The organism is Amycolatopsis sp. 505 (assembly GCF_031625235.1).
In the GTDB taxonomy this organism is placed as follows: domain Bacteria; phylum Actinomycetota; class Actinomycetes; order Mycobacteriales; family Pseudonocardiaceae; genus Amycolatopsis.
Genome location: NZ_JACKQP010000007.1, coordinates 509,998 through 522,186, shown reverse-complemented (window position 1 = coordinate 522,186; position 12,189 = coordinate 509,998). Strand labels below are relative to the sequence as shown.

6 protein-coding genes are annotated in these 12,189 nt (G+C 74.2%); all 6 read left to right on the top strand.

The genetic code is table 11. The features are described from left to right. The first annotated feature begins 2 nt into the window (after positions 1-2). Entirely contained in the window at positions 3-899 is an 897-nt protein-coding gene (locus tag H5965_RS27295) for a DMT family transporter (protein WP_310973092.1), read from the top strand. Continuing rightward, on the top strand, positions 896-1,813 hold the full coding sequence (locus H5965_RS27290; RefSeq protein ID WP_310973091.1) for a PfkB family carbohydrate kinase: 918 nt from the start codon (positions 896-898) through the stop codon (positions 1,811-1,813). The genes H5965_RS27295 and H5965_RS27290 overlap by 4 nt, the downstream gene beginning before the upstream one ends. After that, entirely contained in the window at positions 1,810-2,664 is an 855-nt protein-coding gene (locus H5965_RS27285) for a class II fructose-bisphosphate aldolase (protein ID WP_310973090.1), read from the top strand. The genes H5965_RS27290 and H5965_RS27285 overlap by 4 nt, the downstream gene beginning before the upstream one ends. A gap of 136 nt (positions 2,665-2,800) precedes the next feature. Further along, positions 2,801-3,451 (top strand): hypothetical protein, encoded by a 651-nt coding sequence (locus tag H5965_RS27280; protein ID WP_310973089.1) that lies wholly within the window; start codon positions 2,801-2,803, stop codon positions 3,449-3,451. 130 nt (positions 3,452-3,581) lie between these two features. After that, a complete protein-coding gene (locus H5965_RS27275) occupies positions 3,582-5,711 on the top strand; it encodes a DUF6351 family protein (RefSeq protein WP_310973088.1) in 2,130 nt (709 codons plus the stop codon). 19 nt (positions 5,712-5,730) lie between these two features. After that, complete coding sequence (locus H5965_RS27270; protein WP_310973087.1) at positions 5,731-12,111, top strand: type I polyketide synthase; 6,381 nt, start codon at positions 5,731-5,733, stop codon at positions 12,109-12,111. Positions 12,112-12,189 lie beyond the last annotated feature (78 nt).

Sequence of the window (12,189 nt, the reverse complement as noted above, 5' to 3'; positions counted from 1 at the left end):
AAATGACCGGAACCGCCGTGTCCACCCGCACCTGGATCCCGTACGCGGGCCTGCTGGTGCTGTTCTGGGGCGTGTGGGGCGCCTTTTCCAGCCTGCCCACCAAGCTCTACGCCTACCCCGACCCGATGGTGTACGTGGTGTGGGCGCTGACCATGCTCGTACCCGCGTGGTTCTCGTTGCGCGGCAAGAAGTTCAGCCGGAGCCGGGTCGCGGCCGGCTACGGGCTGCTGATCGGGCTCACCGGTGCGGGCGGCCAGCTCGTGCTGTTCAAGGCCCTGACGATCGGGCCGGCCTACGTGATCTTCCCGATCGTCGCGCTCTCGCCCGCGGTCACCGTGCTGCTGGCCTTCGTCGCGCTGCGGGAACGGCTCGGCGGGTGGTCGTGGGCCGGGGTGCTGCTCGCGCTCGTCGCCGTCGTCCTGTTCTCCGTCTCCACCGGGGACGGCGGGGACAGCGGGTGGCTCTACCTGGTGCTGGCGGCCGGGGTGTGCGTGGCGTGGGGGGTGCAGGCGTTCTTCATGCGCAAGGCCGCGCTCGCCGGGGTCGACGACGCGTCGACGTTCGGGTGGATGACGATCAGCGGGCTGCTGCTGATCCCGGTCGCCGTGCTGATGATGGGCGGGCTCCCGCTGGGGTTCCCGTGGCAGGCACCGGCGCTCACCGCGGGCACCCAGCTGCTCAACGCGGTGGGCGCGCTGTTCCTGGTGATGGCGATGAGCCGGGGCAAGGCGTCGATCGTGGCGCCGGTGACCAACGCCCTCGCGCCCGTGCTGACGATCGTCCTTTCGCTGCTGTTCTTCGGCGCCACCCCGACCGGGTTCCAGCTCGCGGGCATCGTGCTGGCCCTGGTCGGCTCGACCCTGATGGTGTACCGCGCGGAAGTGACCGCCGAGCCGTGACCGCTCGGATCCTGACGATCACCCTCAACCCCGCCATCGACGTGACCTACCGGGTGGACGTGCTGCGCCCGGGGGAGACCGTGCGGGTGGCGGACGTCCGGTCCCGCGCCGGCGGCAAGGGGGTCAACGTCGCGGCCGTGGTCCGCGAGCTGGGCGGCGAGAGCGTGGTGCTGGCCCTGACCACCACCCGGACGCCGGACGAGTTCCGGGACGGGCTGGACCGGCTGGAACTCGCGCACCGGCTCGTCCCGGCGCTGCCCGCCGTGCGGCGGACGGTGGCGGTGGTGACCCGCGCCGACGGCACGACCATGTTGCAGGAGAACGGCTTCCCGGCCGACGAGACCGCGGAAACCGGCATCCTCGACGCGCTCGGCGCCGAGCTGGCGGCCGGGGCGGGAGCCGTCGTGATCTCCGGCAGCGTTCCCGAGGGGCTGGGCGCCGCCGTCCCCGCGAAGCTGGCCCGGCTGTGCGCCCGGCACGGCGTGCCGGTCATCGCCGACGTTTCCGGCGCCGCCCTCCGCGAGGTCGCCGGAAGCGGCGCGGTGCTCATGCCGAACGAGGACGAACTCGGGGAACTGGGCGGGCCCGGCGCCTGCCGGGACCTTGTGGCCGCGGGAGCCCCCGCGGTGGTGGCGACCTGCGGTGCCGACGGCGCGATGGCGGTGACCGCCCAGGGTGCCTGGCGGGCCCGGCCCGCCGAGGTCGTCACCGGCAATCCGGCCGGCGCCGGGGACGCGGGCGCCGCCGCGCTGGCCGGGCACTTGACCGGAGTGTCCGAAGTGGACTGGCCGGTGGCGCTCGCGGACGTCGTCGCCACCTCGGCCGCCGCGGTGCTGCGGCCGGTCGCCGGCGAGATCGACATCGCGGCCAGGAACCGCTGGATCCCGGCGGTGAACGTGGAGAGGATCCGATGAACTGGACCACCCTGCTGGACGACCTGCGTACCCAGCGGCGGGCGATCGGGGCGTTCAACGCGATCCTGATCGAGCACGCCGAAGCCGTCGTGGCCGGTGCCGAGCGCAGCGGGTTCCCGGTGGTCCTGCAGATCTCGCAGAACGCCGTCCGCTACCACGGTTCGCTCGCGCCGTTCGCGCTCGCCTGCCTGCGGCTGGCCGAGACCGCGACCGTGCCCGTCCTGGTCCACCTCGACCACATCGAGGACGAGGAGCTCATCCGCGAGGGGCTCGACCTGGGCATCACGTCGGTCATGTTCGACGCCGCCGCGTTGCCCTACGCCGAAAACGTGGCCCGGACGAAAGCGGTCGTCGAACGCTGCCACGCCGCGGGGTGCCGCGTCGAGGCGGAACTCGGCGAGATCCGCGGCAAGGACGGCGCCCACGCCCCCGGCGTGCGCACGGACCCGGACGAAGCCCGCGAGTTCGTCGCGGCGACCGGCGTCGATTCCCTCGCCGTGGCCGTCGGCTCGTCGCACGCCATGGCCGACCGCAGCGCGGTGCTCGACGAATCGCTGATCGCGGCCCTCGCGCACCGGGTCCCGGTGCCGCTGGTGCTGCACGGTTCCTCCGGCGTGCCCGACGAAGGCCTGCGCGGGGCGGTGGCCAGCGGCATCGTGAAGGTCAACATCGGAACCCGGCTGAACCAGGTGCTCACCGAAGCCGTGCGCTCGACACTGGGGTCGCACTCCGCTCTCACCGATCCTCGCCGGTACCTGGCCCCCGGCCGGGACGCGGTCGGGGACGAGGTGGCCCGGTTGCTCACCTTGCTCGCGCGGTGCGGCCATCCGGGTGGCGCACTCGGCTGTTGAGCTGAAACAGCCTGCCCCGCAACGCTTTCGGCCGAATCCCGTGTAACGCCGGGAACGCCGGCGCGACTCCCTGCTCGGAGCTCGTTCGGAGAATCCGTGCTGACGACGCCTTCGGGCGTGGAGGGAACGTGCACGCATGCAGATCACCGAAGTACAGGCCGGGGACCGGGCGGCGGTCGTCAAGGTGCTGCTGGGCTGGATCGACCTCGCCCCGGAGGTGCTCAAAGCGCAGCCGAAGCGGCAGCTGAAGTACACCGATCGCGACTACGTGGTCAAGGAGATCAAATCGATGGCCGACGGCCTGGGCGGGGCGACGTCGGCCAAGGAGCACTACTTCGTCGCCTCGCACGACGACGAGGTCCTCGCGGTGATGAAGGTCGGGCTCTGGGGGAAGCTGGTGCTCCACCACATCATCGCCAAGCCCAAAGCCGAAAACGCGAAGTGGCCGGGCGGCGAGAGCCCGGTCAGCGCGCTGATGGCGAAGGCCGAGACCTACGCCGGCGACAACGGCAAGACGGTCGTCAGCTTGAACGCCGAGGACCCGTCGCTGATCCCGCTGTACTTCTACTACGGCTACCGGCTGATCGACGCGGACCTGCAGGCCGAGGTGGCGGCCGCGCTCGGACTCGGCCAGGTCGGACCGGGCGACTGGAAGGCCGCCTGCCGAGGGGTCCTCGGCGGGCTGAGCGGCGCGCTCGGCGACGAGTGGGGCGCGGTGATCGCCCGGATCGCCAGGGCCCGGCCGTCCCGGTTCGAGAAGGAGGAGATGCAGAAGCAGGTGGGCTAGCGGAAAGGGTGCGGTGCCCTCCGCGGAGGGCACCGCCTGCCGGCCGTTGTTCCGGCCGGGCCGCAGGTGCTATACCGGGCAGTAGCCCGGTGTCGCGACGACGCGATGCCACGAACGACCGGAGGGTCTGGTGGCACACCGTGCTGTGCGTTCGTCCGCCGTGGTCGCGGCCCTGACCGTGCCCGTCCTCCTGCTGGGGGCCGCCACCGCCGTGGCCGCTCCGCCGGGGCGGCAGCTGACGATCGAGACCGTGTCGAATCCGCGGCCCGCTCTCGTCAGCGGGGGACAGGTGCTGGTCAAAGTCGCTCCGGCGGACAGGCGGGTCACCGTCAGCCTCAACGGCCACGACGTCACCTCGAGTTTCCGCGCCCAGCCGGACGGCAGCCTGCTCGGCCTGGTCACCGGCCTGCGCGACGGCGGCAACGACCTCGGCGCCCGGACGCGGGACCGGCGGGCGAACCTGCGCGTCACCAACCACCCGAGCACCGGGCCCGTCTTCTCCGGCGCGCAGCAGCTCCCGTTCTACTGCGAGACGCAGGCGTTCGGCCTCCCCGCGGCGCAGCAGCCGCTCTGCAGCGCGCCGACCCAGGTCAGTTATCAGTACCGGACCACCGCCGGGACGTTCGCGCCGCTCGCGGACCCGGCGGCCCGGCCCGCGGACCTCGCGACGGCCACGGTCGGCGGGCACGTGGTGCCGTACGTCGTCCGCGTCGAGCGGGGCACGATCGACCGCGCCGTCTACGAGATCGCGGCGCTGTACGACGGCACGCCGTCGCCCGTCGCGCCGGAGGCCGGCTGGAACGGGAAGCTGGTCTACACCTTCGGCGGCGGCTGCAACGCTGGCTACCACCAGGGCACCTCGACCGGCGGGGTGGTCAACGACCTGTTCCTGGCCCGGGGCTACGCGGTCGCGTCCTCGACCCTGAACGTGCTCGACAACAACTGCAGCCCGATCATCTCGGCCGAGGCCGCGATGATGGTCAAGGAGCACTTCGCCGAGACCTACGGCCCGATCGCCCACACCATCGGCTGGGGCGGCTCGGGCGGGGCGATCCAGCAGTACGACATCGCGGAGAACTACCCGGGGATCGTCGACGGGATCATCCCCGGCGTCTCGTTCCCGGACCCGCTGAGCACCGGCGGCCCGGTGTCGGACTGCCGCCTGCTGGAGCGGTACTTCGCCGGGCCGGGCGCGTCGTTCACCGCGGCGCAGAAGCAGGCCGTCGCGGGCTTCGGCAGCTACGACACCTGCGTCTCCTGGGACAAGACGTTCGCCAGCCGCGCCACGGCGACCGGCAGCTGCAACGCGGCCATCCCGGTTGCGGTGCGGTGGGATCCGGTCAGCAACCCGCATGGGGTGAAGTGCAACTCCAATGAACAGCTGGTCAACCAGCTCGGGCGGGATCCGCGGACCGGGTTCGTGCGCAGCCCGCTGGACACCGTCGGCGTGCAGTACGGCCTGAACGCGCTGAAGGCCGGCACGATCACCGCGGCCCAGTTCGTGGACCTCAACGCGGCCATCGGCGGCCTCGACCACACCGGAACACCGGTGCCGCAACGGATCGCGGCCGACCCGAAGGCCCTGGCCACGGTGTACGCCGAGGACATCCTGAACTCCGCGTCGCAAGGCCTGCGGGAGACGCCGATCATCGACCAGCGAACCGACCTCGACTTCGCCGGGTTCGGCAACGACATCCACACCACCGAGTGGTCTTACGTGCTGCGGCAACGGCTTCTGCGCGCCAACGGCACCGCCGGCAACCAGGTCATCATCGAAAACCACCCCACCCCGGCCGAAGCGGCCGCCGCCAGCGCCTACGAACTCGACGCCATGGACCGCTGGCTCACCGCGATCGACGCCGACGGCTCACACCGCAGCCGCCAGCAGAAGGTGCTGGCGAACCGCCCGGCCGACCTCGGCGACGGCTGCTACCTCTCACCCGCGTCGCGGATCACCGAGAAGCTGACCTACCCGGCGAGCGGCCAGTGCGGCGCGCAGTACCCGGTCGCGGCCAACACCCGGATGGTCGCGGGGGAGAGCCTGGCCCTGGACGTGCTGAAGTGCCGGCTGAAGCCCCTCGACTTCCGCGACTACCCGGTCACCTTCACCGCGGCGGAGCGGCAGCGGCTGCGGACGGCGTTCCCCGACGGCGTCTGCGACTACCGCCGTCCGGGCGTCGGGCAGCGCGCGCCGATCGGGACGTGGCTGAGCTACGGCGACGAACGGACCGGCACCGTTCCGCCGACGCAGCCGCGGTGATTGCGGTATACCCGGAGCGGTGGAGGAAATCCGGACCGAGTTCATCCAGCCGCTGCTGACGTCGTTGTCCGCGCACCCCGCGGACCGCCCCGCCTACTCCGACGGGCGGCGGACGCTGGCCTACGGCGAGCTGGCCCGCGCCAGTGCCGGGCTCGCCGCGGGGCTCGGCGTCTCCCGGGGCGATCGCGTGCTGATCCAGGTCGGCAGCCGGGTCGAGTTCGTCGTCGCCCTGCTGGCGGTGCTGCGGGCGGCGGCGATCGGGGTGCCGGTGAGCGCGCGGTCGACCGAGACCGAACTCGCCCGCCTGGCCGACGACTCGGGGGCGACGCTCCTGATCACCGAGGCACGGCACGCCTCGCGGGCGGAACGGCTGGGGCTGCGGGTGCTCTTCGTCGAAGACCCGCCACCGGCGAACGCGGGGCCGCCGCGCGACGACCTCGGGCTGGACGAGCCTGCTTGGCTGCTCTACACCTCCGGCACCACGGGCCGCCCGAAAGGCGTTCTCCTTTCGCAGCGGGCGATGCTGTGGTCGACCGCCGCCTGCTACGTCCCCGTCTTCGGGATCGAAGCCGCGGACACCGTGGTGTGGCCGTTGCCGCTCCACCACGCCTACGCCCTGTCGCTCGCCTTCACGGCCACGATCGCGCTCGGCGCCCACACCCGCCTCGCCGACGGCTGCTCGCCGGAGTTGCTCGCCGAGCACCCGGGCTGCGTGCTCGCGGGGGTGCCGGCCACCTACCACCGGCTCCACCAGGAGGCCGGCGGCCCGGTCGTCCCGCCGAGGCTGTGCCTGACCGGCGGAGCGCCGTGCACGCCGGCGACCCGCGCCGCGGTCCGGGACCTGTTCGGCCTGCCCCTCGTCGACGGCTACGGGAGCACCGAAACGGGCGGCAAGGTCGCGGTGGAGCGACCGGGGGTACCGGGACTGGTGCCGGTACCCGGCATGGACGTCCGGATCGACGCGGGGGAGGTGCTCGTCCGCGGCCCGGGACTGCTGCTGGGCTACCACGGGCGAACCGGATCCCCGCTGCGGGACGGCTGGTACCGCACGGGCGACGCCGGCCGGTTCGAAGACGGCCGGCTGGTGCTGGCCGGCCGGGTCGACGACGTGATCGTCTGCGGCGGCCAGAACGTCCACCCGACCGAGATCGAGGCGGTGCTGGAGGAATCCCCGTCGGTGCGGGAGGTCCTGGTGACCGGCCGCCCCGACGACGTCGTCGGGCAGGTGCCGGTGGCGTTCGTGGTAGCCGGGCCCGGCGGCTTCGACGCCGAGGAACTGCGGAGCCTCTGCCTGAGCCGGCTGTCGCTGCACAAGGTTCCCGTGGCCTACCTCGAAATCGATGCGATCCCGCGGACCGCGTCGGGCAAACCGAAGCGGAACGCGCTGAAGCAGCCGGATCTCGCCGCGGTGGTGCGGGCCGAGCTGACGGCCCTCTGCGGCCATGACGGCGGCGACGGCTGGCGGGACCGGCCGTTCACCGACCTCGGGCTGTCCTCCCTCGCGGGGGTGCAGTTCCGGCACCGGATCACCGCGCTGACCGGCGTGCCCGTCCCGCACTCGCTGATCTACGACTTCCCCACGCCGGGCGCGGTGATCGCCGAGCTGACCCGGCTCGGCTCGGCCCGCCCGGAGGAGCCCGCGCGGACGGCCCCGGCGCCGTCCGCGGAGCCGATCGCCGTCGTGGCCATGGCCTGCCGGTTCCCCGGTGGGGTGCGCTCGCCGGAGGACCTGTGGCGGCTGGTGGCGGACCGGGTGGACGCGACGGGGGAGTTCCCCGCCGACCGCGGCTGGGACGTGGCCGAACTCTACGACCCGGACCCCGACCGGATCGGCCATTCGGTGACCCGCCGCGGCGGCTTCCTCGACGGGTTCGCGGACTTCGACCCCGGGATGTTCGGCATCTCCCCGCGGGAGGCCCTGTCCACCGACCCGCAGCACCGGCTGCTCCTGGAGACGTCGTGGGAGGCGTTCGAGCGGGCCGGCCTCGACGTCCCGGCGCTGCGCGGCAGCGACACCGGCGTGTTCGTCGGCGTGATGAACGAGGACTACGCGAGCCGGTTCACCACCGCCCACGAACTCGAGGCGTGGCTGGGCATCGGCTCCTCGCACGCGGTGGCCTCGGGCCGGATCTCCTACACCTTCGGGCTCACCGGGCCGACGCTCACCGTCGACACCGCCTGCTCGTCTTCGCTGGTCGCGCTGCACCTGGCCGTGAAAGCGCTGCGCGAGGGGGAGTGTTCGCTCGCCCTCGCCGGCGGGGCCACGGTGATGGCCACCCCGCGGACGTTCCTGGCCTTCAGCCGGCAGCGCGGCCTCTCCCCGGACGGCCGCTGCCGGTCCTACGCGGCCGGAGCGGACGGCACGGCGTGGTCGGAGGGCGCCGGGGTGGTCCTGCTGGAACGGCTGTCCGACGCCCGCCGGCACGGGCATCCCGTGCTGGCCGTGCTGCGCGGCACCGCGGTGAACGCCGACGGCGCGTCGAACGGCCTGACCGCGCCCAGCGGCCGGGCCCAGCAGGCGCTGATCGCGGCGGCGCTCGCGGACGCGGGGCTGACCGCGGCGGACGTCGACGCCGTCGAAGGGCACGGGACGGGGACGCCGCTGGGCGACCCGATCGAGGCGGACGCGCTGATCGCGGCCTACGGGCGTACCTCGCGCCGGGAGCCGCTCCGGGCTCCGCTCTGGCTCGGCTCGGTGAAGTCGAACATCGGCCACACCCAGGCCGCGGCCGGGATCGCCGGGATGATCAAGATGGTGACGGCGTTGCAGCACGAGGAATTGCCGCCGTCGCTACACGCGGACGAGCCGAGCCCGCACGTCGACTGGTCGGCCGGCGGGGTGGCGCTGCTGACGGAGGCGCGGCCGTGGCCGCGTTCGGACCGGGTGCGCCGGGCGGGGGTGTCGGCCTTCGGCATCGGCGGCACCAACGCGCACGTGATCGTCGAGGAGGCACCGCCGGCGGATTCTCCGGCCCGCCGGCCGTTCCCCGCGGCGCCGTGGCTGCTCAGCGCCGCGGACCCCGACGCGCTCCGGCTCGTCGCGGCCGGTCTGGCCGACGCGCCCGACACCGTCGACATCGCCTACACCCTCGCCCGGCGGACGGCCCTTGCCCACCGCGTGCTGGTGCCCGCGGCGAACCGGGAGGCCCTGCGTGCCGTCGCCGACGGGCGCGTGCCGGGCCGGACCGTCCGGGCGGGAACCCGGCTGGCCGTCGTGTTCGGCGGGCAGGGCGCGCAGCGGGCCGGGATGGGCCGGGAACTGGCCGAGCGGTTCCCGGTGTTCGCCGGCGCCTTCGCCGAGGCGTGCGACGCCCTGGGCGGCGGCGTGCGCGAGGCCGCCTTCACCGGGGAAGCGTTGGACCGCACGGACCACGCCCAAGCCGCACTGTTCGCCTTCGGCGTCGCGCAGTACCGCTTGTTCGAATCGTGGGGCCTGCGCCCCGATGTCCTGCTCGGCCATTCGATCGGGGAGATCACCGCCGCGCACGTCGCCGGCGTGCTGTCGCTGGCGGACGCGGCGACGCTCGTGGCGGCGCGCGGCCGGCTGATGGCCGCGCTGCCCGGCGACGGGGTGATGATCGCGATCGAGACCACCGAAGCGGACGTCGCGCCCTTCGTGGGCGACACCGTTGCCATCGCCGCCGTCAACGGCCCGCGTTCGGTGGTGCTCTCCGGGGAAAGAGCCGCGACGACGGCGCTGGCCGATCGCTTCGGTGGCGGGACGCTGCTGCGCGTCAGCCACGCCTTCCATTCGCCGTCGCTGGATCCGGTGCTGGCGGAGTTCCACGAGGTCGCCGCCGCGCTGCCGCACCGCCGTCCGGCCCTCCCGCTCGTCTCGTGCGTGACCGGGGAACCGGTCGAGGAAATCGAGCCGGGCCACTGGCGCCGGCACGCCCGTTCGACCGTGCGGTTCGCCGACGCGCTCGCCACGGCGGCGGCCCTCGGGCCGGCCGTCGGTCTCGAGATCGGCCCGGCGCCGGCGCTCGGCCGCCTGGCCGCGGACGTCCTGCCGCTGGCGCCGGCGACGATGTCGGGCACCGGGGTGCTGGCCGCGGCGGGCTCGGTGCACACCGCGGGCGTCCGCGTGGACTGGCCCGCGGTGTTCGCCGGCTCGGGCGCGCGGATCACCCCGTTGCCCACCTACCCGTTCAAGCGCACGCGGTACTGGCTGGACCAGCCGTCCCCGGAGCGGGACAGCGGTGACCACGCGGTGCTCGGCCCGGCATTGGAGGCGCCCGACTCGCCGCGGGTCGTGCACGGCGGCTCGCTCGGCGTCCGCCGCCACCGGTGGCTGGCCGACCACGTCGTCGGCGGATCCGTGCTGGTGCCCGGGACGGTCTTCGCCGAGCTGGCCCTGCACGCCGGCGGTGCGGGCGTCGAGGAACTCACGATCGAAGCCCCGCTGCGCCTGGACACCGAAGACGTCCACGTCCAGGTCGTCGTGGACGAGCCGAGGATCGACGTCTACGCCCGGGCCCGCGACGCCAAGCAGTGGCGGAAGCACGCCGGCGGAAAGCTGCGCCCCCGCGGCCCGCTCCCGCCCGTCCGGAGCGGGGAGTGGCCACCGGCCGGGGCCGTGGAAGCCGACGTCGCCGACGCCTACCGTGCGCACGCCTACGGGCCCGCTTTCCGAGCGGTACAACGGTTGTGGCTGCGCGATGCGGAGTTCTTCGCCGACGTCGAAGTACCGCCGGGCGTCGGCGGCCGGTTCGAGCTGCACCCGGTCCTGCTGGACGCGGCCGTGCACGCGACCGCGCTGGCCGAGGGACCGGCGGCCGAGCAGCGGGTGCCGTTCCTCTGGAGCGGTGTCGAGGTCTACGCGCCGGGCGTCCGGCGAGCCCGGGTGCACGGCGTCCGCCTCGGCGCCGGCTCCGTCCGCGTCACGCTGTACGACGAAGCCGGGAACCCCGCGGCCGGGATCGAATCACTGACGACCCGGCCGATGGCGGCCCCCGACACGATGCTCTACCGTCCACAGTGGATTCCGATCCCGCCGGCGGCGGCGACGGAACCGGTCCGGACTGTCGAAATCGCCGGGACACCGGGTGACGTGCGCGCGGCGGCCGAACACGCCCTGTCGGTGCTCCACGACTGGCAGGGCAGCGGCGACCGGTTGCTGCTGGTCACCCGCAACGCGACCGGCCCCGACCCCGACCCGGCCGCCGCGGCGGCCTGGGGACTGGGCTGCGCGGCCGCGGCGGAACACCCGGGCCGGATCGGCCTCGTCGACCTCGAGCCGGGCTTCCCGGTGACGCGGGTGGCCGACCTCGCCGGCGGCAGCGCGGAACCGCAGATCGCCCTCCGCGACGGCGTGCCCCACGCCCTGCGCATCACCCGCGCCGCCCCGGCCCCGGCACGGCCGATCGACCCGGCCGGGACGGTGCTGATCACCGGCGGGACGGGCGCGCTCGGTGCCCTGCTGGCCCGGCACCTGGTGGCCGCGCACGACGTCCGGCACCTCCTGCTGGTGAGCCGTCGCGGGCCGGCGGCGCCCGACGCGCCGGAACTGCTCGCGTCCCTGCGGGACCTCGGCGCGGAGGTCCGGATCGTCGCGGCCGACGTCGCGGACCGGGCCACCGTGGCCGGCCTGGTCGCCGGCTGCGACCCGCCGTTGACGGCGGTGGTGCACAGCGCGGCCGTCGTCGACGACGGGGTGCTGGCGGCCCAGACGCCGGAACGCCTCGACGTCGTGCTGCGGCCCAAGGCGGACGCGGCCCTGGTCCTCGACGAGGTGACCCGCGACCTGCCGCTGACGGCGTTCGTCCTGTTCTCCTCGGTCGCCGGCGTGTTCGGCAAGGCGGGCCAGGCCAACTACGCGGCGGCGAACCGGGTCCTGGACGCCCTGGCCTGCCGCCGCCACGCGGCCGGGCGGCCGGCGTTGTCCCTGGCGTGGGGGCTGTGGGAGCTGGGCACCGGCCTCGGCGACCGCATCTCGGCCACGGCCCGGCGGCGCATCCGGGCGTCCGGCGTCGAAGGGTTGACGGCCGAGCAGGGCCTGGCCCTGTTCGACGCGGCCCTCGGCTCGCCCGACCCCGTGCTGGTCCCGGTCCGCTTCGACCCGTCGGCGGCACTGGCCCCACCGACCGGCGGTGCGCCCGCCCGCCTGGCTCCGGCGCGGCCGAGCTGGCCGCCGAACCCGGCCGAGCCGGAGCTGCGCGACCTGGTGCGCGCGGAGGTCGCGGCGGTCCTCGGCCACCCGGACGCCGCCGTGATCGCCGACGACCGCCCGTTCCCGGAACTCGGGTTCGATTCGCTCACCGTGATCGAGCTGCGCACCCGCCTCACGGAGCTGTCGGGCCTGGACTTGCCGGCCACGGTCGTCTTCGACCGGCCGACCGTCGCCGAGCTGGCGCGGTACCTGCTGGATGCCCGGGTCCCGGCGGAAGGAGCGCGGACGTGACACCGGTCGTGCTCGCCGGGAATCACCGACGAATGCGGCGGCGGCGTGATCTTCCGGCCGCCGACCTCTCGGCTCCGT

Coding starts and splice junctions, on each gene's coding strand:
- H5965_RS27295 (WP_310973092.1), top strand. CDS start 3: ATGACCGGAACCGCCGTGTCCACCCGCACCTGGATCCCGTACGCGGGC.
- H5965_RS27280 (WP_310973089.1), top strand. CDS start 2,801: ATGCAGATCACCGAAGTACAGGCCGGGGACCGGGCGGCGGTCGTCAAG.
- H5965_RS27285 (WP_310973090.1), top strand. CDS start 1,810: ATGAACTGGACCACCCTGCTGGACGACCTGCGTACCCAGCGGCGGGCG.